This is a genomic window from Arthrobacter sp. zg-Y1171, assembly GCF_025244845.1.
In the GTDB taxonomy this organism is placed as follows: domain Bacteria; phylum Actinomycetota; class Actinomycetes; order Actinomycetales; family Micrococcaceae; genus Arthrobacter_B.
The window spans coordinates 2980115-3004055 of sequence record NZ_CP104264.1 but is presented as its reverse complement, the minus strand read 5'-3'; the positions used below and the strand labels follow the sequence as shown (position 1 = coordinate 3004055).

Below are 23941 nucleotides of genomic sequence, written 5' to 3'. Positions count from 1 at the left end.
CCGGGAACACGGTGCAACGATTGAAGTGCAAAATCCATCCATCGCGCCGTGGCGGATCCTTGCCGGTGCGGAGAGCAGGAGTATGCCATGAAGGCCCTTCAATACCGCGCCATCGGCCAGCCGCCCGAAGTGGTGGAGATTGATACCCCCGAACCCGGCCCCGGGCAGGTCCGCCTGAAGGTCACCGCCGCCGGGGTCTGCCACTCGGACGAATTCATCATGAGCCTCCCTGAGGAGGAGTACATCTACGGTCTGCCCCTGACGCTGGGGCACGAGGGTGCCGGCGTGGTGGACCGGGTGGGCGACGGCGTGCAGTACATCGAGGAGGGCACGTCCATGGCCGTCTACGGGCCGTGGGGCTGCGGGATTTGCTACGAGTGCTCCAGCGGCCGGGAGAACTACTGCCGCAACGCCGCGAAGTTGGGCATTGTCCCGCCCGGGCTCGGCGCACCCGGTGCCATGGCCGAATACCTGATTGTGGACAGCCCCCGCCATCTGCTTCCCCTCGGGGACCTGGATCCGGTGCAGAATGTGTCCCTGACCGACGCCGGGCTCACGCCGTACCATGCGATTAAAGGCTCCCTGGAGAAGCTGCCCTCCGGTGCCACCGCCGTCGTCATCGGCGTGGGCGGGCTGGGGCACGTGGCCGTGCAGATCCTGCGCGCCATGACTGCAGCCACCGTGGTGGCGCTGGATATCGATGAGGCGAAACTGAACCTCGCCACCGACGTCGGCGCGCACTACACCTTCCCGTCCGAGCCGGGCGCAGCGGACCTGGTCCGGGACCTGACCGGCGGCAGGGGAGTGGACGCCGTCTTTGACTTCGTGACCAACCAGGCCACCCTGGACCTGGGCCAGGCGATGGTGGGATCGCAGGGCGACCAGGTGCTGGTGGGGGTTGGCTCGGGCACCGTGTCGGTGGGTCTGGCTGCCACAGCCGCCTGGGAAACCTCCATCCGTGCCCCGTACTGGGGTTCGCGGTCCGAGCTGTTCGAGGTGCTGGACCTGGCCCGGGGCGAAGGCATCAACGTGCATACCGAGGTCTTCAGCCTGGACGAGGCCCCGGCGGCCTACGAGAAGCTGAAGAACAACCAGCTGATCGGCCGCGCCGTCGTCGTGCCGTAACTCCGGCGCGGAAGCTGCAGCGGTGCCGGAAGTTACAGCGGTGCCGGTGCCAGCCCGGCGAACCCGGCGGCGGACCGCAGCAGCTGCGGCACGCCGGCCTCCAGCGACGGGGCGAATATCCGGTCGTTGGGGCGCTCGCCCTTGAGCCAGCGGGTATAAATGGCCTCGCAGAAAATCGATGCCTTCCACAGGGCCAGGGCCTGGTACCAGGGCAGCGCTGCCAGATCCAGGTCCATCCGCTGCCGGTATGCCTCAATGACATCCTCCCGGGTGTAATAGCCCGGGTAGCGGGTCACTCCGGTGAGCTCCAGCGGCGTAGCGACGCTGCCCGGCTCGGAGTAGGTGGCGGTGAGGTAGCCCAGATCGGCCAGCGGATCGCCGATGGCGGACATTTCCCAGTCCAGGACGGCGATCACCCGGGCGGGGGACTGCGGGGCGAACATCAGGTTCCCGGGCCGGTAATCTCCGTGCAGCACCGAGGCGGCCTGGCTGTCAGGCACGTTGTCCGCCAGCCAGCTGCCGATCCGGGCCACCTCGGGAAGGTTGCGCATGGTGTTGACCTCCCACAGCCCGGAGAACCGGGCCACCTGCCGCTGCAGGTACCCCTCCGGCTTGCCGAAGGAGGCCAGGTCCCCGCTGCTGACATCCACGGAATGGATGCGGACCAGGGCGTCGACGACGGCGGCGCTGGTGGCCCGGCGGTCCTCCATGGCGGACAGCGCGGTCGGGATGGTGTTGGTGATGACCAGTCCGTCGAGGAAGCCCATCACGTAAAACGGCACCCCGAGCACGGACTCGTCTTCGCAGAGGGCCAGGATTTCCGGCACCGGCACACCCTGCACGCGCAGCAGCTGCTGGATCCGGGCTTCGCGGACCATGTCATGCGTGGAGCGGGGCAGCGGCGGGCGGGGGCCGCGCCGCAGCACAAAGTCATCATTCCCGCGCCGGATCCGGTAGGTGATGTTGGACTGCCCGTCCCCGATCTGCGCCCAGGACAGCGGCCCCGAACCCAGTCCGTGTGCGTCGAAGAACGCCGTCACTTCATCCAGGATCAGCAGCGGAGGGGAGGCCAAGGACTCGGCCTGGGTACGGGTGGCTACAACTTCGGTGCCGTCGGCAGTGGTGTGCATGGGGTTCAGGCTTTCGCTTCGGCGGGGAATCCGGCGTCGTCCGCGGGCGCCGGGCGGGACACATCGGCAAGATCCGGAGCGCCGCGCTCCGTTTCCCGGCGGCGGCCGGCGGAAGCACGGCGGGCAATGGCCCACTTATGCGTTTCGTTGGAGCCGTCATAGATGCGGAAGGCGCGGACCTCGTTGAGGTAGGAGGCCAGCGGCAGCCGGTCGGTGACGCCGTCGCCCCCGCACAGCTGCAGGCTCCGGTCGATCACCCGGTACACCGCCTCCGAGGTGTGGGCCTTGGCCACCGAGGACAGCGCCGAACCCGCCTTGGCATCGGTTTCCAGCAGGGCGGCGGTCTTGGTGATGATGGCGTCGGAAGTCTCTATATCGATGACGGACTGCGCGATCATTTCCTGGGCCAGGCCGAGTTCGTTCATCACCGAGCCGAAGATCTCCCGGCGGTTGGTGCGGTCCAACGCGATGTCCAGGGACCGCCGGGCCAGGCCGAGCCAGCGCATGCAGTGGGTCAGCCGGGCCGGACCGAGCCGGACCTGCGCGTACCGGAAGCCTTCCCCGGGTGCGCCGAGCACGGCGGCGTCCGGAACAAACACGTCCTCGAAGTGGACGTGCGGATGCCCGCCGCCGATCGCCCGGTCCATGGTGTGCAGCTGCTCGCCGATCCGCACTCCGGGGGCGTCCATGTCCACCAGGAGCATGGTGGCACCGGCGGGCGCACCGTCCACCGCGTCGGTGCGCACCATGGCAATGCAGAAGGTGGCGTTGTTGGCGCCGCTGGTGAAGCGCTTATGCCCGTTGATCAGCCAGCCGCCGTCCACCTTCGCGGCGCTGCTGCGCAGGGCGGCGGGGTCCGATCCGGCGCCCGGGTGCGGCTCGGTCATGCCGAAGCAGGAGCGGGCCTCGCCGGAGACCAGCGGGGCGAGGTAGCGGCGCTTCTGCTCCTCGCTGCCGATCAGGTGCAGCATGTGCATATTCCCCTCATCCGGGGCCATGCAGTTCAGTACCGAAGGGCCGATCAGCGAATAGCCGGCCTCCTGGAAGACGGGGGACCAGTACGCCAGCGGCACCCCCTGCCCGCCGTACTCGCGCGGTGCGTGCGGGGCGAAGACCCCGGCGGCCTTCGCGGCGGCACGCAGTTCCTCCAGCAGCGCCTCCGGAACGACGGCGCCCGGCCGCGGTTCTGCGGGCATTACCGTGCCGCGGATGAACTCGCGGGTGCGCAGGCGGAGGTCTTCGATTTCCGCAGGCAGGGAAACAGTGCTCATGAGTGGTCCTTAGGGGATGCGGTGGGAGCGGTCAGGCCGAGCCGCCGGCCACGAGCAGGCCGCCGTCGAGGTTGATGATCTGCCCGGTGATCCAGGCGGCGTCGTCGGAAGCCAGGAAGGCGGCCGCGCCGGCGACGTCCTCCGGGGTGCCGAGCCGCTTCAGCGGGTAGGTGGAGCTGACTTTCTCTTCGCGGCCCTCATACAGGGCGCGCGCAAACTGGGTCTTGACGACGGCGGGCGCCAGCGCGTTCACGCGCACCGTGGGGGCCAGCTCGACGGCGAGGGTGCGGGTGAGCTGTTCCACGGCGGCCTTGCTGATGCCGTAGAAGCCGATGCCGGCGGCCGGGGTCTGCGCCGAGACCGAGGAAAGGTTCAGCACCGATCCGCCGCGGCCGAGGAAATCCAGGGCCTCGTGCGCGCAGACGGCGGAAACCCAGGCGAGGGTGCCCAGCACGTTGACGTCCAGGATTCGGCGGGCGGCCTCCGGGTCCAGCTTGCTCAGGGGTCCGTACACGGGGTTCACGCCGGCGTTGTTGACGAGAATGTCCAGCCGGCCCCAGGTCTCGGCCACGGTGTCCAGCACCTCGGCCCGGTGGTCCGGATCATCGGATTTGCCGGCTATCGCCAGGACGCTGCCTTCGGGGAACTCGGCGGCGGCTTCCTTCAGCGGTCCGATGTTGCGGGCAGTGATGCAGACCTTCGCCCCTTCGGCCGCCAGGCGGTGTGCGATCGCCAGCCCGATACCGCGGCTGGCTCCGGTGACAACGGCTGTTTTGCCCTCGAGGCGCCGCCCGCCTGCAGACTGCTCCGGTTTGGTCATGTGCTCCGCCAACTTCCGTCTCCAACCGCTACCGAGCGACCGCTCGGTACGGTTAGTCTGGTGCAGGCCCCGTAAAGTGTCAAGGATCACACCGGGTATTCGACCATCGAGGGGACGCCATGACCGCAGTCCGTACGCAGCCCGACTGGCGCGACTTTTCCGTGCCCGCCCTGCCGCCGCTGCTGCGCAACGCGCTGGACTGCTTTGTGGAGCACGGCTACCACGGGACCAGCATCCGCACCGTGGCCACCCGGGCCGGCTTGTCGGTGCCCGGGCTCTACCACCACTATCCGTCCAAGCAGGCGCTGCTGGTGGGGATAGCCGAATCCGCGATGGCGGATCTCTACGCCCGGAGCACCGCCGCCCTTGCCGAGGCGGGCGAGGACGTCGAGGACCGCTTTGCCCTGCTGATCGAATGCCTTGTCCTGGTCCATGCCTACCGCTGGGAACACGCGTTCATCGCGGCCAGCGAGATCCGCAGCCTGGAGGGCACGGCCCGGGCCGCGCACATCGCGGCCCGGGACCGGCAGCAGAAACTCCTCGACGACGTGGTGTCAGCAGGCGTCCGCAGCGGCCGCTTCGCCACCGGACATCCCAAGGACGCCAGCCGGGCGGTCACCACCATGTGCACCGGAGTGTCCCAGTGGTACCGCGCCGGAGGTCCGCTCAGCCCGGAGGAACTGGCGGTGCGCTATGTGCAGATCTGCCGCGGTGCGGTGGGAGCGACGTAAGGCTCACCGGTACCGGCGGTGCAGGTTCTCCTTCGGTTCGTCGCCGAGGGCCGTCTCCGAAATCCACGGACCCGTCCCCTCGGATGCATCCAGCACACCGTTTTCCTGCCAGGTGTAGCGACCGTCCAGGACTCCCTTGGACAGCCGCCGGTCGGACTCGTCGGAGTTGTGCCACAGCCCGTCGAACAGGGACTCGATCCGCACCCGGGACTGCCGGCTGAAGGCGTCCGCAAGCTCGAACGCGCTTTCACCCTCCGCCGGATCCTCGCGCCGGATGTTCAGCGCGCGGACGCACGAGGCCGAGATCGCGAAGATTTCCGCGCCGATGTCCACAATCCGGCCCAGGAAGACCTGGTGGTGTTCCAGTCCCGCCTGCCAGCGGGCCATGCCGAGGAACGTGGAACGGGCCAGCCGGCGGGAGGCCCGCTCGGCGTAGCGCAGGTGCCGGGCCAGCAGGCCGAACTCGGCGTAGGACGTGGGGACGTTGCCCTTGCCCGCGGCGAGCGTCGGCAGCCACTTGCCGTAAAAGCCGCTGGCCTTCAGTGCAGCCCGCGCCTTGGCGCCCACCGGGGCGTCCGCCACCGCCAGGTCTCCGGCCGCGGACAGATGCGCGTCCACGGCTTCCCGCGCAATGAACAGGTGCATGATCTCGGTGGAGCCCTCGAATACCCGGTTGATGCGGAGGTCCCGCAGCTGCTGTTCGGCCGGGACCGCGCGCTCGCCGCGGGCGGCGAGGGAATCTGCGGTCTCGAAACCGCGTCCGCCGCGCACCTGCACCAGCTCGTCGGCAACGTTGTAGGCCATTTCACTGGCCCAGAGCTTCGCCAGTGCCGCCTCGATGCGGATGTCCTTGGTGCCGGCGTCGGCGAGCTGGGCGGAGAGTTCGAAGACCGCCTCCAGCGCGAAGCTGGTAGCCGCAATGTAGGCGAGTTTCTTGGCCACAGCCTCGTGCCGGCCGATGGGCCGGCCCCACTGTTCCCTGGCGCCGGACCAGCCGCGGGCAATCTTCAGCGACCATTTCCCGGAGGCCGCGCACATGGCCGGAATGGAGAGGCGGCCGGTGTTCAGCGTGGTCAGGGCAATCTTCAGGCCCTGGCCTTCGCGGCCCAGCCGGTTGGCCGCCGGAACGCGGACATTGGTGAAGCGGGTGACCCCGTTCTCGATGCCGCGCAGGCCCATGAAGTTGTTGCGGTTCTCCACCGTGATGCCGGGGGAGGACATTTCCACCACGAACGCGCTGATGCCGCCCTTGGAACCGCCGTGCGGCGGAACGGCGGCCATCACCACCACCAGTTCGGCAATGACGCCGTTGGTGGTCCACAGCTTGACGCCGTCAATCACGTATTCGCTGCCGTCTTCGGAGGGGATGGCCGTGGTGCGCAGCCGCGCCGGGTCCGATCCGACGTCGGGCTCGGTGAGCAGGAACGCGGTCACCGCCCCGGCGGCGCAGCGCGGCAGGTACTCTTCCTTCTGCTCCTCGGTGCCGAAGACCTTCACCGGCTCCGGCACGCCGATGGACTGGTGGGCCGAGACCAGTGCCCCCAGGCTGGGGTGCACGCTGCCCAGGAGCATCAGGGCGCGTCCGTAGTTCAGCAGGGACAGTCCGAGCCCGCCGTAGTGCTGGGGGATCTTGATGCCGAACACCCCCAGATCCGCGAGTCCGCGCAGGTTCTCGTCCGGAATCACCCCGGTGCGTTCAATGGCCAGTCCGTCCATGGTCCGGCAGTACTCGGTCAGGGCTTCCAGGAACAGCTGGGCGCGGGCCTCCTCGTCGAGGTCCGCCGGAGGCAGGGAGCCGACCAGGTCCAGGTTGTAATTGCCGAGGTAGATCCCCTTGGCGAAACTCGGGCGGGATTCCCCGGTATCTCGTGCTGCTTCGGTGGCGTTGCGGGCGTCCTGTTCGGTGACCACGCGCTCTTTGATTCTGCTGGCACTTCGGTTGCGGCCGGCATCTTGGGAAATATCAGTGGTGCTCATGGGATTTCTCCTCCGTCATGGCTGCACCGTGGATCCGGCACCGTGTCCGGCCTCGCAGCCCACTGTGGGGACCATGCTACGCGTCAGTAGGTAGGGGTAAAGGGGGTGCGGTCGCTAATGTTGGCCGCAGGCCGTAAAGCCGGAGGGAAGCTCCCGGAAAAGGGAGAAAACCGGCAGGGGTTCAACGTGAAGGAGATCGACATGGCATGGGTGGAGACGGAACGCGCGGAATTGGTCCGGACGCTGCGAGAGGCGGATCCGCTGGCGCCGACGCTGTGTGAGGGATGGGATGTGCGCCGGCTGCTGGCCCATCTGGTGCTTCGTGAGCACGCCCCCTGGAAGATTGCCGCCGATGCGGTGCAACGGTCCAAGCCGGGGCAGGAAAAACAGCTGGGGATCGAGGCCGCCGCCGCGGGCACGCCCGAAGGCTATGCCGCATTGGTGGACCGGTTCGCCGCTGGTCCGGCCCGTTTTTCACCGTTCCGGCTGGATGCGGCGAACCTGGTGGAATACGTCATCCACCACGAGGACATCCGCCGCGGGGGAGCAGCGGCAGCGCCGCGGGAACTTCCCGCAGGGGAGCAGCAGGCCCTGTGGAAGCAGCTGGGCCTCATGGCCCGGATGGGCTATCGCGGCAGCCCGGTGGGCGTGGAGCTGGCAGCGCCCGGTTCCGGCCGGCGCCGGGTCAAGGGCGGCACCCCGTCGGTGCTTATTTCCGGAGACGTGGTGGATCTCGCCCTGCATGCCATGGGAAGGCGCGCGGCGGCCAATGTGAGCATCGAAGGCGGGGGTGACACGGTCCGGGCGTTCCGCCAGTGGGCCGCCCGCTAACTTCGCCCGGCTTGACAAGTACCCCCTCTTTGCCGTTGAAATAGTAAGCACACTGATTGTTTCAGCGGAGCAGGACCGCCTACCAATGACGTATCAGGGAAGCAGGAAGATGCAGAACGAGGGGGACTGGGAACCCGTGCGGCTGCTCTCAACGGCTGCAAGACTGGTAAGACGAGAAGTAGATAACAAGCTCCGCGCCGTGGGGCTGACCCAGGAGCGCGTGACGGTGCTGCGCGTGCTCCTGGCGGAGGGGCCCATGCGGCGCGCGGAGCTGGCCAGACGCCTGCGCGTCACCGCGCAGACCCTGGGCACGGCGCTGGTGAGCATGGCCGCGCAAGGTCTCGTGGAAGAGGTGTCGGCGGAGACCGTCGGCCGCTCCGGACGATGGATGGCCATCTCCGAGCGCGGACAGAAACTGCTGGCGGACGCCGAAAACCTGGAGCAGGACGATTCCACGGCCGGAATCGGTCCGGAGCTGCGATCGGAGCTGATTGCGCTCATCCGCGGCCTGGAGCATGGCAAGCAGCAGCGGCCTTCCGGCACGCCGCCCCTGGCCGGGGTGCAGCAGAACGGCTCCCCGCTGGCGGCGGCCTCCGAGCCTCCGCTGCCGGGGTAACGTGTTGACCTAAGAGCAGCACGTTATTGGCCTGGTGCCGGGGAAGGAAGGGCATGAGCGAGGGTATCCGCGTTGCCGATGTTGACGAGATAGACGAGGGCGAAGCCCTGACCGTGGACGCCGAAACGGCGGGCACCTCGGACGATATCGCCGTGTTCCACAGCGACAACGGACGCTTTTATGCGCTCAACGACACCTGCACGCATGAGGATGCCTCCCTTGCCGACGGATGGATCGAAGGGGACGAGGTGGAATGCCCCGTCCACTCCGCGCGGTTCTGCCTCCGCACCGGTGAAGCCCTGTGCCTGCCGGCCCTCATCAACACCAAGGCGCACCGCGTTGACGTGCGCGACGGAGCCGTGTGGCTCTACCCGAACGAGAGCCCCCTCAACGTTTGACGGCCCCTGCAGCCCCCGCGTCCATTGCCGTAGTGGGCGGCGGAATCGCCGGCTTCAGCGCCGTCCGTGAACTCCGGCGGCGCGGCTACGCCGGCGCCCTCTTCCTGGTGGACCCCGCCGGGCTGCCCTATGACCGGCCGCCGCTGAGCAAGGCCTTCCTCGCCGGAACCCTGGACAGGCTCCGCCTGCAGCTTGCCCCGGAACAGTGGTACGAAGACAACGGCATTACGGTGCTCGCCGACACCGTGGACAAGCTCGACGCCGGGAACGGCACCGAGGCGCCCGTCCTCGCGCTGGCCTCGGGCAGGGACCTCGCCGCCGACGTCGTCCTGCTCGCCACCGGCGCCCGGGCCCGCCGGCTGCCGCTGCCCGGCATGGACCTGCCCGGCGTCTTCACCCTGCGCAGTGCCGACGATGCCCGGGCCCTGCAGGGGCACCTGGCGGCCGGCGCCCACCTGGTGATCCTCGGCGCGGGACTGGTCGGCGCCGAGGTGGCGGGAACGGCCCGCGCGCTGGGAGCCGGCGTCACGTTGGTGGATCCCGCCGAACTCCCGTTCGCACAGGCCGTGGGCCCCGCCATGGCCGGTTACCTGCACCACCTCCACGCTGTGCACGGGACAGGGCATGTGCGGGGTGCGGCGGCAGCGATCTTCCCGGACGGAAACTCCCTGCGGGTGGAACTGGCGGACGGAGGCAGCCTGGCCGGCACCGCCGTCCTGGTCGCCGCGGGCAGCGAGCCCGAAACGGCGCTCGCCGAAGCCGCAGGACTCGCCGTGGACGGCGGCCTGCTGGTGGATGCATCCGGCCGCACCTCCCATCCGCGTATTTTCGCCGCCGGTGATTCCTCCCGCCGCCTCGGCCCCGACGGCGTGCCCGGCCGCCGCTATGAACACTGGGATGCCGCCCGCCGCACCGGCGAAGCGGCCGCTGCCGGAATGCTCGGCGCCGAACCTCCCGCCGGCACCGCGGACTGGTTCTGGTCCGACCGCTACGGCGTGCACCTGGAAGTGGCCGGCCGCATGGCCGTCCCGGGGCGGACCGTGCTCCGCGGCGAGCCCGGCTCCGGATTTATGGTGTTCCGGCTGGGCCTGGACGGAGCGCTGGCGGGAGCGGCCGCCGTTGACGGCGGAACCGCTGTCCGGGCGGCCCGGAAGCTCATTGAATCCGGCCGGATCCTCGACCCGGCGCAGCTGCAGGACCCGGCCGTCGACCTGCGCCGGCTGGCCCGCGCGAAGGCCTGAAACAGGCGGCGGACACCGGGCCCGGAGGCATTTTCAGACCCCCGGATGGATTACGAAAGGTTAGCGTTGCGTAATTAGGGAAAACCTAGGCTAACCTTACTTTTGGATCCGCGACCGCTGGGTCCGTTCCGTTCGTTTAGTGATCCAAGGAGCCCCACATGGCCCTGTCCCGGATGCGCCGCGTTGCCGCTGCGGCCGCCGTCGCCGTTCTGTCCCTTTCCGCCTGCTCCACCGGTGCCGCGGGGGAAAACGAATCCTCCGGCAGTGCTGCAGCTGCGGAAGACCAGTTTCCCGTGACCATCAAGCATGCCTTCGGTGAGACCACCATTGAAGGGGTTCCCGAGCGGGTAGCCGCCGTGGCCTGGGCCAACGCCGAAACCGCGCTGGCACTGGACGTGGTTCCCGTGGGGATGCCTCTGATCGAATTCGGCGGCAATGACCAGGGCACCACTCCTTGGATTGACGAGGCACTCGAAGACCTGGATGCATCCATCGGATCGGAAAACGCTCCGGTGCAGTACTCCGAGGCTGACGGCATTGCCTTCGACGACGTCGCCGCCACCGACCCCGACGTCATCCTCGCCGCGTACTCCGGCTTGTCCCAGGAGGACTACGACAAGCTGAGCAAGATCGCTCCCGTGGTGGCCTACCCCGAAACCGCCTGGGGCACCTCGTGGCAGGACACCGCCACCATGATCGGCGAAGCGCTCGGCAAGAGCGACGAAGCCGAGCAGCTGGTGGCAGACACCGAGCAGGCCATCACCGACAAGGCGGCCGAATACCCGCAGCTCGAGGGCAAGTCCTTCATCTACGGCAACCTCGCCCCGGGTGCGGAGAACTCCGTCTACACCGCGCTGGACAACCGCCCCAAGTTCATGGAATCCCTGGGCCTCACCATGGCACCGGTGGTAGCGGAGAACACCAAGGGCGACGAGTTCTACATCCCCTGGTCGGATGAAAACCTCAACCAGCTGGATTCCGACATCTTTGTCAGCTGGGTGGCCAGCGAAGAGGTAGCCGACAGCATTGCCTCCGACCCGCTGCTGGGGCAGATCCCCGCTGTGAAGAACGGCGGCCTCGTGGCCGACGCCGACCCGACGCGCGTCTTCTCCACCTCGGCCATCAACGTGCTCAGCATCCCCTACGCCCTGGACAACGTGGTGCCGATGATCGCCGACGCCGCAACGGCGGCCGACGAGGCAAAGTAGGACCCGTTACCTCCGCCTTCTCCGGAAGGCGCAGCGGACACCCCGGAATCCTCCGGGGTGTCCGCTGTTTAACCGCCCGGCGGGCAGGCTCCGCCCGCCCCCGCCGCGGGGCCTGATTGGACAGCCACCCACGGCTGTTTGCAATGATCGAAGGTATGGAAGACCTGCTCTCGCTTGCTGTCAGCTTTAAACCGCTCTTTGCCGTGCTGGTGGCAGTGGGTGTGGCCCTGATCGTGGCCCGGATCCTGCGGGAAGTGGTCCACCGGGCCTTCCGCAAGACGCCGGGTATCCGGGAGATCTCCGTCAACGCCCGGAACCCGCTGCGGCTGGGGCTCTCGCTGATCGGCGCGCGGATTGCCCTCGGAGCGACCGCTGCCGGTGCCTCGTGGCTGCCGGCTGTGGATTACGTGCTGGTGCTGGGACTGATCGGGGCCGTGGCGTGGCTGGGCGTGGTCCTGCTGCTGGTGATCGAGGCCATGATCCTCACGAAGTACAGCACGGACACCCGGGACAACCGCCGGCTGCGGCGCTTGAAGACCCAGGTGATCCTTGGCCGGCGGGTGGGCATAGCCGTGCTGATCACCATTGGCGTTGCCTGCGTGCTGCTGACTATCCCCGAGGTCCGCGCACTCGGTGCCGGCATCCTCGCCTCCGCCGGCGTGCTGTCCATTGTGGCCGGCCTCGCCGTGCAGGGGACGCTGACCAATGTCTTTGCCGGCATGCAGCTGGCCTTCACCGACGCGATCCGGGTGGACGACGTCGTCGTGGTGGAAGGCGAGTGGGGAACCATCGAGGAAATCACCATGACGTACGTGGTGCTCCACATCTGGGACGACCGCCGCCTGATCCTGCCCTCCACCTACTTCACCACCACGCCGTTCCAGAACTGGACCCGCCGCCAGTCGGACATCCTGGGCACGGTGGAACTGGACCTGGACTGGCGTGTGCCGGTGGGGGACCTGCGCACCCTGCTGAAGGAAATCCTCGCGGACACCGATCTGTGGGACCAGCGCACCAGCGTGCTGCAGGTGACGGACGCCGTGAAGGGCCTGGTGCGGATCCGCATCCTCGTCAGCGCCGTGGACAGCGGCACCCTGTTCGACCTGCGCTGCCTCATCCGTGAAAGCATGGTCGCCTATCTCCAAGAATGGCATCCGGATGCCCTGCCGCGCCAGCGCTGGGAAGAAGTCCGTCCCGCCGGCAGCGCGGTGCACAGCGGCCCGCGTGCCGCGTCGGTTCCCCGCAACGAGGACACCAGCGACTCGCAGTTCTTCACCGGAAGCATCGATGCCGTGGAGCGCCGGGTGAACTTCTCCGGCCCCGGTGAAGAGGTCTTCGCCGAACGGGAGGAAAACGCCGTCGACGGCGAGCCGCGCTGACTTCCCCGTTCCCCGCCGGACGGTCCGCCCGCAGGTGTTGACAGCAGGGCTTGCGCCGGGCGGCAATAAGAACCCCGGCAGTTCGGCCGGGCCGGCGAAGGGACGAGAAGATGGCGGATGCATTCACGCTCCACGAAATCCAGGGCTCCAGCGTTTGGGCGAAAGACGGCGAGCGGCTGGGGCTGGTGGGTGAAGTGCACCTGGACCGCGCCACCGCAGAGCCGGTCTGGATCACGGTTGACCTGGGCCTGTTCGAACCCCAGGAACACTATGTTCCGCTGGCCGGTGCCCGCCGCGACGGCCAGGACATCTTCGTGAACTACTCCAGGGACCAGGTGGCGCACTCGCCCGGTGCCAATCCGGAGAACCCGCTCAGCCCCGGCGAAGAGGCCGTCCTGATGGACTATTACCGGATCCGCTGAGTTCCGGATCCGGGGGCGGAGCGGGATCCCTTTGTTGGTAAGAACGCTTACTAATACGATGGGGGCTGAACATCCATCCCAGCAGGAGGCCGCAGTGGCACAGGACACCAACAGCAAAGCCGAGACCGCACCCAGTCCGGACGATGCCAGTAAGCCCGATAAACCCACCGAGGTATCCAAGCCCAGTTGGAAATACATCCTCAAGAAGACACTCCGTGAATTCTCCAAGGACCAGTGCACCGACCTTGCCGCGGCCCTGACCTACTACACCGTCCTGGCGATCTTCCCGGCCCTGCTGGCGCTGGTCTCCATTCTCGGCCTGGTGGGCCAGGCCGAAAGCACCACCGAGGCCCTGCTGGACCTCGTGCGGCAGTTCGCTCCCGGTGAAGCAGTCAGCGTAGTGGAAGGACCCATCGAGCAGCTGACCTCATCCAGCGCTGCCGGCCTCGCGCTGATTGTCGGTATCCTGGGCGCCCTCTGGTCCGCCTCCGGCTTCGTGAAGGCGTTTGGCCGTTCCCTGAACCGGATTTACGAAGTCGAGGAAGGCCGGCCCGCCTGGAAGCTGCTTCCCACGCAGCTGCTCGTGACCCTGGTCCTGGTCCTGATGGCGGCCGCGCTGCTGCTGATGCTGGTGATTTCCGGCCCGATCGCCGAAGCGATCGGCAATGTCATCGGCCTGGGCAGTGAAGCGGTAACCATCTGGAACATCGCCAAGTGGCCGGTCATGGTGATCTTCGCCGTGCTGATCATCGCCGTCCTCTACTACGCCACCCCGAACGTCAAGCAGCCCAAGTTCCGCTGGATGAGCATGGGCTCGCTGATTGCCCTCGTGATCCTGGCGATCGTGACCCTTGGCTTCAGCTTCTACGTCGCAAACTTCGGCAACTACAACGCGACCTACGGCGCCATCGGCGGCGTGATCGTGCTGCTGCTGTGGATCTGGCTGGCCAATGTGTCCCTGCTCTTCGGTGCGGAGTTCGACGCCGAGGTGGAGCGCGGCCGCGAGCTGCAGGCCGGCATCCAGGCCGAGGAATCCGTGCAGCTTCCGCCGCGTGACACCCGGCAGACGGAGAAGCGCCAGGAGCAGGAAGAGAAGGACATTGCCGAGGGCCGGAAGCTGCGCCAGCAGCACGCCGGCAAGGACTACGACGACCACCTTCACGAGTAACCGTTAGCGCTCTGTAGAGCCACGCACACCAGAAGCGCCCCGGACCAATTGGTCCGGGGCGCTTCTGCGTGCCGGGGTGGTGCCGGTGGTTACCAAAACGTGAGTTGTCTCACAATGTATTAACTAGTAAGTTACAAACGATCGGCAGGGCTGCCGACGTTGTTGACGAAGGAGTCAAGTGCCGGACAAGCAGAAGCCACCACCCGGAGAACAGGGGCGGTGGGGAAGAATCGCGGCGGTCATCACCCGCATTGAAGTAGTTATCGGAGCAGTCTCGCTCATCACCATCCTGGCCATGGTGTTCCTGCAGGCGCTGCAGCGCTACCTGCCCGGAGGGGGTTTCGCCTGGACCGGCGAACTGGCCCGCTTTGCGCTCATCTGGCTGACCTTCGCGGCAGCGGGCGTTCTGGTCAGCACCAACGGGCATATCGCACTGGAAATCGTGGATGCCATCCCCAACCAGATGGTGGTGCGCTGGGTCCAGGTCGTTGCGCTGCTGGTAGTTGCAGCTACCGGAATCGGACTGACCATCGAGGCATTCGCACTCATTGACTCGCAGCAGATCATCAAATCACCTGTGCTGGGTGTTCCCATGTCATGGGTCTACATCCCGGTGCTTATCGGAGTCATAAGCCTCGCTATCCGGGCAGTGATCGCCGCCGTACTCGTCGCCAGGAACGGGCCGATGCTCACGGAATACGACACCGACGAGGGTACGGAGGCAGTCCTGTGATGCTCGCCTTCCTTGGTCTCGCCATTGCCGTACTCCTCATCATCCGTGTCCCCGTGGCAATCGCGTTCCTCGGCCCGTCACTGGTGTACATGATGATGAACGGCCGCTCTCCGGGGAGTGCGCTGCGCGAGGTAGCCAACGCTGCCGACAGCTTCCCGCTGCTGGCCGTGCCCCTCTTTATCCTGCTCGGAGCCCTTGCCAACCACGCCGGAATAGCCGACCGCCTGTTCCGCTTCGCGATGGCCGCTTTTGCCTCCGTGCGCGGCAACCTCGGCTACGTGAGTGTGGGCGTCAGCCTCGGCTTCTCCTGGATGAGCGGATCCGCCGTCGCAGACGCCGCGGCGCTGGGCAAGGTGGAAATCCCGGCCATGCTCCGCAACGGGTACAGCCGCCGCTTCGCTACCGGTGTCGTGGCGTCGTCGTCGCTCATTGCGCCGGTTATGCCGCCGAGCATTCCGGCGGTCATCTTCTCGGGGCTGGCTGCCGTTTCCACCGGTGCGCTGTTCGCAGCCTCCGTGCTGCCGGCATTGGCCATGACCCTCGGGCTCTGCATCGTTGTCTTTGTCCTGGTGCGGCGGCAGCCCAACATCGTCCGGGGTACCTTCGACAAGGCCGAGTTCACCGCCTCGCTCAAAGGCGTGGCACTGCCCCTGCTGGCACCGATCATCATCCTCGGCGGCATCCTCGGAGGCGTCTTCACTCCCACCGAAGCCGCCGCCGTGGGCGTGGTGTACATGCTCCTGCTGGGAATCGTTCAGCGCAGCCTTTCGCTGGCAGGACTGCTTGCCGCCATCCGGGAAACCGTCCTCACCACGTCGGGCATCATGCTGATTGTCGCCAGCGCGTCCCTCCTGGGCTACATCCTTGCGCGGGAGCGGCTGCCGCAGATGCTGACGGAGGCGATGTTCGGCTTCACCGACAACCCCACGGTCTTCCTGATCCTGGTGGTCCTGCTGGCACTGGTGCTCGGCACCGTCATTGACGCCACCGCAATCCTGGTACTCGTGGTCCCCATCCTGATGCCGATCGCGGTGCAGTACGGGGTGGACCCGATTTCCTTCGGTGTGCTGCTGATTATCGCCCTCATGATCGGCCTGCTGACGCCTCCGGTGGGAACGGTTCTTTTCGTTACCTCTGCGGTGTCCAGGACCCGGATCGGCGAAGTCTTCCGCGGATCCCTGCCGTTCACCATCCCGTTCCTGGTGATCCTGGCGCTGATTGTCGCGTTCCCGCAGGCCCTGCAGGTACTTCCAGGCCTGTTGGGTCTCTAAACCGATGAACCCCAAAGCAACAGACACGCACAACCGATGAGAGGAACAACCATGAAAGTACAACGAAGCAAGCACCTGGCCCTGGCCGCCCTGGCTGTGTTGCCGGCAATGATGCTGGTGGGCTGCTCGGGCGGCAATACGGAATCCGACGGGGGAGGCGGGGGCGGAGAGGAAATCGAGCTCACCCTTGCCCACAGCTATAACGAGGACCAGCCGCAGCACCGCTGCGGAGCCCAGGTCATCGCTGACGAGGTAGCGGCGGCCGACGTCGGAGTGTCGGTGGAGATCTTCCCGTCCAGCCAGCTTGGCGGCGACGCGGACCGTATCTCCTCCGTCGCCTCCGGGGACGTCGACATCGATATCCAGGGGGCTTCAGCCCTGGGATCGGTCTACGAGCCCATCAGCGTCCTCGACGCCGCCTACGTCTTCGAGGACGCGGACCACCTTGCCGCCTTTATGGCCAGCGACGAATCGCAGACCGTGATTGACGGTTTCGCGGATGCCGCAGGGGTCCAGACCCTGGGCGCGTGGTCCGCCGGGGCCCGGCAGTTCACTGCCAACAAGCCCGTCACCGAGCCTGCCGACCTCGAGGGACTGCGGATCCGGTTCCCCGGTTCACCCCAGTTCCTGATGAACGCAGAAGCCCTGGGTGCATCCGCCACCGAGGTGGCCTATGAAGAGCTGTACCTCGCGCTCCAGCAGGGCACCGTGGACGGTCAGGAAAACCCGATCACCAACATCAAGGCGCAGAACCTTGCCGAGGTGCAGGATTACTTGAGCATGACCAACCACCAGCTCAACACGAACCTCATTATTGCGGGGCCGGTCTGGAACGACCTCTCGGAAGAACAGCAGGAGGCAGTGAATGCCGCCGTGGAGAAGGCCGTCACGGAGGTTACGGCCTGCGTTGAGGAGGACGAAGCCGAAACACTGGCCCAGTGGAAGGCCGACGGTGCCTGGGAAATCGTCGAGGACGTTGACGTGGACTCCTTCCGCAGTGAAGCCCTTGAGTACCTGGAAGGGGAGTACAGCGGAGACTCCCTGGCAGTGTTCGAGGCAATCCGCGCTACGGCTGACTAACCGGCGTGGGGTCGACGACGGCGGCGCGCACCGTGCCAACCTTCACCGGGGACATCCCAGCGGATGAGCTCGGGACAACCCTCATCCACGAGCACGTTTTTGTAGGGCATCCCGAACTCGACCTCAACCTGCCCCATCCCGAATGGGATGAGGAGCAGGCGGTTGAGAAGGCCGTAGCGGGTTTCGAGCGGCTTTACGCGCTCGGGGTGCGCACCGTCGTCGACCTCACAGTGCCCGGGCTGGGCCGCGACGTTGCACGCGTGCTGCGTGTGGCGCGGCGCAGCCCGGTGCGGCTGGTGGCAGCCACGGGTTACTACACCGCCGACGGGTTGCCGCAGTTCTTCCGGACCCATGGTCCCGGCGGGCTGGTGGACTCGGCAGATCCGCTTGTTGAGCTCTTCCTTCGGGATATCCGGGAGGGAATAGCCGGCACGGACATTCGGGCGGGCATGCTGAAAGTCTTCTCCGACGCAGAGGGGATCACCCCCGACGTGGAACGTGTGTTCGCGGCGGCTGCTCAGGCACATCTCGAGACCGGGGTGCCGGTGACCACGCACTCACATGCACCATCCCGCGGCGGCCTAGACCAGCAGAGGGTGCTGGCCCGGCTGGGAGTGCCGCTGGACCGCGTGGTGATTGGCCACGCAGGGGATTCCGGGGACCTGGACTATCTGATGGCCCTTGCCGATTCCGGATCCTTCCTGGGATTCGACCGGTTCGGGATGGATCACGTGGTCTCCGACGCGCAACGGTTCCGGGTGCTCTGGGCGCTCCTTAGCCGCGGGTACGCTGATCAGATTGTGCTCTCGCATGACGCGGCTTTCTTCAGCAGGATTACCCCGCCGTCATGGCGCGAGCGCGCCGTGCCGAACTGGCACATGGAAAACGTGCATACCCGGGTGTTGCCGCGGCTGCGGGAACTGGGGCTGGATGAAACGGTCCTCGAGACCATGATGATCGATAATCCACGCCGCCTATTGGCACACGGGCCATAATTGAGATGAAAGACGGTGAACTTATCACCAGCCATTCCGTGCAGCAGCACGAGACACTGCGAAAGCGCGACCCCGAGCGCACACGAGCCGAGATCCTCGCGGTATCGACCGAGGTTTTCGCCGCCCAGGGATACTCCGGGGCGCGCGTGGATGAAATTGCGGACCGGACCCGCACCACGAAGCGGATGATCTACTACTACTTCGGCAGCAAGGAACAGCTCTACCTCGCGGTGCTCAAGAAGGCGTACAGCGGTATCCGTGAGGCCGAGCGCGCCATCCAGGTTTGCAGCCTGGAACCTACCGAAGCCATCCGCCAACTCGCCGAACTGACCTATGACCACCATGTCCGCAACAGCGATTTCATTCGGCTGGTCATGATTGAGAACATCCACCGGGGCGTCTTCATCCGGCAGATTGAATCAATGCGCGAGATTGTGGAGCCGGCCGTCGGCATGCTGGACGAGATCCTCACCCGAGGGCAAAGCGAGGGAGTGTTCCGCCATGACGTGGACGCCTTTGACGTGCACCTGCTCATTAGTGCGTACTGCGTTTTCCAGGTGGCGAACCAGTACACCTTCGGCTATCTCTTCGGCAGGGACCTGCACGCCGCGCCGCTGAGCGGGCATCTCCGGTCCATGCTCGGCGACGTGGTCGTGTCATGGCTGCTGGCACCGGAGGGAACGGCCCGGCCGGTCACCTAAAGTGAAACCGCCCCGGACCAGCTGGTCCGGGGCGGTTTTTGCGTGCGGGGTGCGGCCGGGGCGTCCCGGATCGAGTGTTTGGCGCCTACCGCTCCTGCGTGGTTTCGGTGCTGCTTTCGTTCGACTTGCCCGCACCGCGGCGGCCCTTGGCGCCGAGGTTCTTGCCCTTGGCCAGGAACCGGGCTCCGAACAACAGCAGCCCGATGGCCATCAGCGCGCCGGCCCGCAGCCAGACGGTGCCGTCCTGCTGGGTCAGGAGCAGCAGGCAGGAGGCGATAGCGAGGTACGGCATCACAATCGGAGCCTGGAAGTGCTTCTCCTCCACCTTGTCCTTGCGCAGCACAATCACGGCGACGTTGGTGCTGAGGAAGACGAAGAGCAGCAGGAGGACCACGGTCTCGGCCAGCGAGGCCAGTCCGCCGGTCATGGTCAGGATCATGGCGACGGCGGTGGTGGCGATGATGGCCACCCACGGGGTCTTCCGGTTGGGCAGCACCCGGCCGAAGACGGCGGGAAGCAGGCCCTGTTCCGACATGCCGTAGGTCAGCCGCGAGGACATGATCATGGTCAGCAGGGCGCCGTTGGCCACGGCGACCAGGGCCACCAAGCTGAAGAGCCAGTCCGGAATGCCGAAGCCGGTGGCGCTGACGACGTCGAGCAGTGGACCCGAGGACCCCGCGAGGTCCTCAGTGGGCAGGGCAATGGATGCAGCCAGTCCGATCAGGACGTAGACGAAGCCTGCGGTGAGCATCGCCGCGAAGATGGCCTTCGGGTACACCCGGCGGACATCCCGGACTTCCTCGGCAATGTTGGCGGAAACTTCGAAGCCCACGAAGGAGTAGTAGGCAATCACCGACGCGGCGAGGACCGCCGTGCCCGGATTCACGCCTGCCGGGAACTGGGTGATCTGCTCCGTGAAGCCTTCGCCCTTACCCAGCATGAGGCCCACCAGCACGATCACCAGGACCAGCCCGGAGAGCTCGATAATGGTCATGACCACGTTGCTGCGCACCGATTCCGTAATGCCGCGGGCGTTCAGCAGCGCCACCAGCAAAAGGAACACGATGGCGGCGGGGACAGGCGGGACGTCCAGGAACGGACTCAGGTAGTCGCCGGTGAATGCCAGTGCCAGTCCGGCCGCACTGGTCACGCCGGCGGCGAGCATGGCGAAACCGACCAGGAACGAAATGGCCGGCACTTTGAAGGCACGCTGGGCGAACACCGCGGCGCCGCCGGCCTTCGGGTACTTCGTCACCAGCTCGGCGTAGGAGGCGGCGGTCAACAGCGCAAGCACCAGGGCAACCAGCAGCGGCACCCAGATGGCACCGCCCACCTGGCCCGAAACCTCGCCCACCAGCGCATAGATACCCGCACCAAGTACGTCGCCGAGGATGAACAGATACAGCATGGGGCCGGTGATGCCCTGCTTGAGTTTGGAGGCAGGCTTTTCCTGCGTGGTTTCTTCCATGCGGAAAAGTCTAGACAACATAGTAAGAATGCTGATGATTTCCGCCGGATCCTGTAAAAAGTAGCTATGACCAGTTCTGAATCTTCCCCTGCTGCTCCCGAATACGACGTGGTGATCGTGGGCGGCGGCATAGCCGGACTCACCGCTGCGCTGGTCCTGGGGCGGGCCCGCCGGCGGGTGGTGGTGCTCGACGCCGGGTCCCCGCGTAACGCTCCTGCCGGCCATGTGCATGGTTTCCCCACGCGAGACGGCATGCCGCCGGCCGAACTGCTTGAGCTCGCCCGCGCCGAGGTCCGCGGCTACGGCGTGGAACTGGCGGAGGCCACCGTGGCCGCCGTGGAACCCTCCGGCACGGTCAGGACCGGCGACGGCGGAGAGTTCCGCGGCCGGCAGTTGATCCTGGCCACCGGGCTGCGGGACGTCCTGCCGGACATCGAGGGCCTGCACTCGCGCTGGGGCCGCGACGTGCTGCAGTGCCCCTACTGCCACGGCTACGAAACAATCGACAAAAAGCTGGCCGTGCTGGGAACCGGGGAAACCTCCATCCAGCAGGCACAGCTGGTCCGCAGTTTCTCGGAGCATGTGGTGCTGGTGCTGCACGGGGACATTTCCCTCAGTGAAGAGGACGCGTCCGGCCTGGCCGCCATGGGGATCCGGGTGGTGGACGGCACAGTGGCGGAGCTGAGCGTCGAGAACGATGCCCTGGCGGCCCTGGTGCTGGCCGACGGGCAGACCGTTCCCTGCGAAGCGCTGTTCCTGGAGCCCGCCGCGGAGATGGACACCGGGCTGACCGAGTATCTGGAAGTGGACGACGACGGCTGCATTGTCACCGACGAAATGGGACGCACCAGCCAGGAGCGGATCTGGGCCGTGGGCAATGCCACCGATCCGTCCGCCCAGGTGGTCGCCGCCGCCGGCGACGCGTACCGGCTGGCAGTGGTGGTCAACGCCAAGCTGCTCGAAGAGGATCTCGGGCTGGCGGTGGCCGCCGCACGCCCGGCAGCAGGCATGGTGGAAGCAGCGGACCTGCGCGAAGCGGTCTAGGTACCGGCTAGCGGCGCACCTGGCTGCGGGGTGCCAGCAGCGGAGAGCCGGCCACGCCGTCGCCGTCGCTCATCCCGTCCAACACGAACTGCAGGGCTTCCAGCGAGGTGCGCCGCGGCTGCCAGCCCAGCTCTTCGCGCGCCCGGGCGGTGTCCATTACCGGCACACCGGCGGCCAAGTCGATCCAGCCCGGATCCGAGGCCTGCAGGTGCGCCGCCCAGGTCAGGCCGACGACGGCGCGCACCAGTTTCACCGGCACGTTCAGGACCCGCTTGGCGCCCAGCACCCCGGCCAGGAGCTCGGGCGTGATGACCGGATCGGCGGCAATGTTGAAGGCACCCTCCGCGCGCTGGTCCACCACGCGCCAGTAGGCGTCGGCCATGTCATCGGCGTGGACCGCCTGGAAAACAAACTCGCTGGGCAGCGGGATCAACGGCAAGCGGAGCTTGTTGAGGATGAACTTGGGGATCACCCGGCCCACAAAGTAGACGCCGATCTCGCTTCCGGCGTCGGAGGAGAAGACCAGCCCCTGCCGCAGCCGGGCCACGGCGATCTCCGGGTACTCCAGTTCGAACCGGTCCAGGAGCGCTTCCTGCTCGCCCTTGTGCCTGCTGTAGTGCGAGCTGGCAATGCCGCGCGCCGGCCAGGATTCATCCGTCAGCCGGTCCTTGGGAGCCGGGCTGTACGCTCCCACCGAGGAGGCGCAGACAAACTGCCGGACCCCGGCGGCGGCCGCCGCGGCCAGCGCATTTTCCGTGCCCTTGACGTTGACCCGGTGCAGCTCGGCTTCGTCGCGGTTGGGCTGGATCAGCCAGGCAAGGTGGATGACCGCATCGGACCCGCGCAGCGCCTCGGTCAACTTGTCCACGTTGGCGGCGTCGCCGACGTCGATGCTGTGCCACTCGACATCGTTGTACGGAGGCAGCGAGGTATCCGGAATCCGGCGGGCAATCCCCACCACCTCCAGATCGCCGCGTTCGCTGCGGGCCTCGGCAAGCCGGCGCAGGATCGCCGTTCCAACGTTTCCGGTTGCTCCGATAACCGCTACTCGCATGTCCAGATCCTTCCGTTGAACTGCTGCCGGCGTTGGGTTCGACTCTACCGCCGCGCCCGTTTTCCGGCAGCCCCGAACGCAGCCCCGAACGCAGCCCGGAACGCATCGCAGACCGCCGGCCGACCGCCCGCGGCCGGGCGCAACGCGTTAGTCTGGTGGGCATGACAGCTCAGAGATCAGCTCCGGCGGACAGCTCCGCGCACAGCACCAAAGGCGCCTATGTCACCGGCGGCACCGAATACACGCGGGACACGAACTACATCGAAACCCGGATCACCAGGGACGGCCGGGACGGCTACCCGGTGGAGGCCGGACGCTACCGGCTGGTCGCGGCGCGCGCCTGCCCGTGGGCCAACCGGACCATCATTGTCCGGCGGCTGCTGGGCCTGGAGGATGCCATCTCGCTGGGCACCCCCGGGCCCACCCATGACGCCCGCAGCTGGACCTTCGACCTGGATCCGGACGGAAAGGACCCGGTGCTCGGCATTGAACGGCTGCAGGAGGCCTTCTTCAAGCGGGTGCCGGATTACTCGCGCGGCATCACCGTGCCCGCCGTCGTGGACATCCCCACCGGCGCCGTGGTGACCAACAACTTCCCGCAGATCACCCTGGACTTCTCCACCGAGTGGAAGGAGTTCCACCGCGAAGGTGCTCCGGACCTGCTGCCCGCCGAGCACCTGGAGGAGATGGAGGCCGTCAACAAGCGGATCTTCACCGAGGTGAACAACGGCGTCTACCGCTGCGGCTTCGCCGGCTCGCAGGAGGCCTACAACGCGGCTTATGACCGGCTCTGGGCTGCGATGGACTGGCTGGAGGACCGGCTTTCGACACAGCGCTACCTGGTGGGGGACACCATCACCGAGGCGGACGTCCGGCTGTTCACCACCCTGGTGCGCTTCGATCCCGTCTATCACGGGCACTTCAAATGCAACCGGAACAAGCTCACCGAGATGCCCGCCCTGTGGGGATACGCGCGGGACCTGTTCCAGACACCCGGCTTCGGCGACACCGTGGACTTCGAGCAGATCAAGGCGCACTACTACATCGTCCACGAGGACATTAACCCCACCGGGATTGTGCCCAAAGGACCGGACCTGTCCAACTGGCTTTCGGAGCACGGCCGCGAGGAGCTGGGAGGCCGGCCCTTCGGCGACGGAACCGCACCCGGACCGGTGCGGGAATCGGAACGGGTTGCCCCCGGACACGGCGCCGGCAACTAACCCGCGGCAGGCGTCCTAATACGCAACATAAACGTTTCTTAAAGGCAGTAACCATAGG

At 66.9% G+C, this 23941-nt stretch carries 23 protein-coding genes; 17 read left to right on the top strand and 6 right to left on the bottom strand.

The features are described 5' to 3' along the window. Positions 1–87: 87 nt before the first annotated feature. On the top strand, positions 88–1125 hold the full coding sequence (locus tag N2L00_RS14080) for an NAD(P)-dependent alcohol dehydrogenase (RefSeq protein ID WP_255862468.1): 1038 nt from the start codon (positions 88–90) through the stop codon (positions 1123–1125). 32 nt (positions 1126–1157) lie between these two features. Here the strand turns inward: N2L00_RS14080 and N2L00_RS14075 are convergent, their stop codons facing one another. From N2L00_RS14075 to N2L00_RS14065, 3 genes are read right to left on the bottom strand one after another with little or no spacing between them, the layout of a single operon-like run. Beyond that, positions 1158–2255 (bottom strand): phosphotransferase family protein, encoded by a 1098-nt coding sequence (locus N2L00_RS14075; protein WP_255862469.1) that lies wholly within the window; start codon positions 2253–2255, stop codon positions 1158–1160. A 5-nt stretch (positions 2256–2260) separates the two neighbouring features. Beyond that, the gene (locus tag N2L00_RS14070; RefSeq protein ID WP_255862470.1) at positions 2261–3526 is read right to left on the bottom strand and encodes an acyl-CoA dehydrogenase family protein; all 1266 of its coding nucleotides are present in this window, start codon (positions 3524–3526) and stop codon (positions 2261–2263) included. Positions 3527–3557: 31 nt separating this feature from the next. Beyond that, positions 3558–4346, bottom strand: a complete 789-nt coding sequence (locus N2L00_RS14065) for an SDR family oxidoreductase (protein WP_255765149.1) — start codon at positions 4344–4346, stop codon at positions 3558–3560. A 119-nt stretch (positions 4347–4465) separates the two neighbouring features. Here N2L00_RS14065 and N2L00_RS14060 point away from each other — a divergent pair, with 119 nt between their 5' ends. Further along, entirely contained in the window at positions 4466–5077 is a 612-nt protein-coding gene (locus N2L00_RS14060) for a TetR/AcrR family transcriptional regulator (protein ID WP_255862471.1), read from the top strand. Between the two features lie 3 nt (positions 5078–5080). On the opposite strand, the gene N2L00_RS14055 is transcribed toward N2L00_RS14060, so the two are convergent. Next, positions 5081–7054, bottom strand: a complete 1974-nt coding sequence (locus N2L00_RS14055) for an acyl-CoA dehydrogenase family protein (RefSeq protein ID WP_255862472.1) — start codon at positions 7052–7054, stop codon at positions 5081–5083. Positions 7055–7240: 186 nt separating this feature from the next. Between N2L00_RS14055 and N2L00_RS14050 the strand changes: the two genes are divergently transcribed. The 13 genes from N2L00_RS14050 to N2L00_RS13990 all read left to right on the top strand — a co-directional run bounded on the left by N2L00_RS14050 (position 7241) and on the right by N2L00_RS13990 (position 19097). Then, positions 7241–7885 (top strand): TIGR03085 family metal-binding protein, encoded by a 645-nt coding sequence (locus N2L00_RS14050; RefSeq protein ID WP_255862473.1) that lies wholly within the window; start codon positions 7241–7243, stop codon positions 7883–7885. 199 nt (positions 7886–8084) lie between these two features. After that, positions 8085–8501, top strand: a complete 417-nt coding sequence (locus tag N2L00_RS14045) for a helix-turn-helix domain-containing protein (RefSeq protein ID WP_255765145.1) — start codon at positions 8085–8087, stop codon at positions 8499–8501. A 53-nt stretch (positions 8502–8554) separates the two neighbouring features. Further along, positions 8555–8899: a bifunctional 3-phenylpropionate/cinnamic acid dioxygenase ferredoxin subunit gene (locus tag N2L00_RS14040; protein ID WP_255765144.1), complete on the top strand. Its 345-nt coding sequence runs from the start codon at positions 8555–8557 to the stop codon at positions 8897–8899. Next, a complete protein-coding gene (locus tag N2L00_RS14035) occupies positions 8896–10140 on the top strand; it encodes an NAD(P)/FAD-dependent oxidoreductase (protein WP_255862474.1) in 1245 nt (414 codons plus the stop codon). The genes N2L00_RS14040 and N2L00_RS14035 overlap by 4 nt, the downstream gene beginning before the upstream one ends. A gap of 158 nt (positions 10141–10298) precedes the next feature. After that, complete coding sequence (locus N2L00_RS14030; protein ID WP_255765142.1) at positions 10299–11348, top strand: iron-siderophore ABC transporter substrate-binding protein; 1050 nt, start codon at positions 10299–10301, stop codon at positions 11346–11348. A gap of 143 nt (positions 11349–11491) precedes the next feature. Next, positions 11492–12727, top strand: a complete 1236-nt coding sequence (locus tag N2L00_RS14025) for a mechanosensitive ion channel family protein (RefSeq protein WP_255765141.1) — start codon at positions 11492–11494, stop codon at positions 12725–12727. Positions 12728–12837: 110 nt separating this feature from the next. Beyond that, positions 12838–13149, top strand: coding sequence for a PRC-barrel domain-containing protein (locus N2L00_RS14020; protein ID WP_255862475.1), 312 nt, complete (start codon positions 12838–12840; stop codon positions 13147–13149). Between the two features lie 58 nt (positions 13150–13207). Beyond that, the gene (locus N2L00_RS14015; RefSeq protein WP_255862476.1) at positions 13208–14317 is read left to right on the top strand and encodes a YihY/virulence factor BrkB family protein; all 1110 of its coding nucleotides are present in this window, start codon (positions 13208–13210) and stop codon (positions 14315–14317) included. A gap of 178 nt (positions 14318–14495) precedes the next feature. Beyond that, positions 14496–15050: a TRAP transporter small permease gene (locus tag N2L00_RS14010; RefSeq protein ID WP_255862477.1), complete on the top strand. Its 555-nt coding sequence runs from the start codon at positions 14496–14498 to the stop codon at positions 15048–15050. Then, positions 15050–16321, top strand: a complete 1272-nt coding sequence (locus tag N2L00_RS14005) for a TRAP transporter large permease (protein ID WP_255862478.1) — start codon at positions 15050–15052, stop codon at positions 16319–16321. The genes N2L00_RS14010 and N2L00_RS14005 overlap by 1 nt, the downstream gene beginning before the upstream one ends. Positions 16322–16372: 51 nt before the next feature. Next, positions 16373–17401, top strand: coding sequence for a DctP family TRAP transporter solute-binding subunit (locus N2L00_RS14000; RefSeq protein WP_255862479.1), 1029 nt, complete (start codon positions 16373–16375; stop codon positions 17399–17401). A 32-nt stretch (positions 17402–17433) separates the two neighbouring features. Then, the gene (locus tag N2L00_RS13995; protein ID WP_255862480.1) at positions 17434–18396 is read left to right on the top strand and encodes a phosphotriesterase; all 963 of its coding nucleotides are present in this window, start codon (positions 17434–17436) and stop codon (positions 18394–18396) included. A 5-nt stretch (positions 18397–18401) separates the two neighbouring features. Then, the gene (locus N2L00_RS13990) at positions 18402–19097 is read left to right on the top strand and encodes a TetR/AcrR family transcriptional regulator (RefSeq protein WP_255765134.1); all 696 of its coding nucleotides are present in this window, start codon (positions 18402–18404) and stop codon (positions 19095–19097) included. A gap of 85 nt (positions 19098–19182) precedes the next feature. Here the strand turns inward: N2L00_RS13990 and N2L00_RS13985 are convergent, their stop codons facing one another. After that, positions 19183–20565, bottom strand: a complete 1383-nt coding sequence (locus N2L00_RS13985; RefSeq protein WP_255862481.1) for an APC family permease — start codon at positions 20563–20565, stop codon at positions 19183–19185. Positions 20566–20631: 66 nt separating this feature from the next. Between N2L00_RS13985 and N2L00_RS13980 the strand changes: the two genes are divergently transcribed. After that, positions 20632–21609 (top strand): NAD(P)/FAD-dependent oxidoreductase, encoded by a 978-nt coding sequence (locus N2L00_RS13980; RefSeq protein WP_255765132.1) that lies wholly within the window; start codon positions 20632–20634, stop codon positions 21607–21609. Between the two features lie 7 nt (positions 21610–21616). Here N2L00_RS13980 and N2L00_RS13975 read toward each other — a convergent pair whose 3' ends face one another. Then, positions 21617–22663, bottom strand: a complete 1047-nt coding sequence (locus tag N2L00_RS13975) for an NAD-dependent epimerase/dehydratase family protein (protein ID WP_255862482.1) — start codon at positions 22661–22663, stop codon at positions 21617–21619. Between the two features lie 161 nt (positions 22664–22824). Here N2L00_RS13975 and N2L00_RS13970 point away from each other — a divergent pair, with 161 nt between their 5' ends. After that, on the top strand, positions 22825–23883 hold the full coding sequence (locus N2L00_RS13970; protein ID WP_255862483.1) for a glutathione S-transferase family protein: 1059 nt from the start codon (positions 22825–22827) through the stop codon (positions 23881–23883). Positions 23884–23941 lie beyond the last annotated feature (58 nt).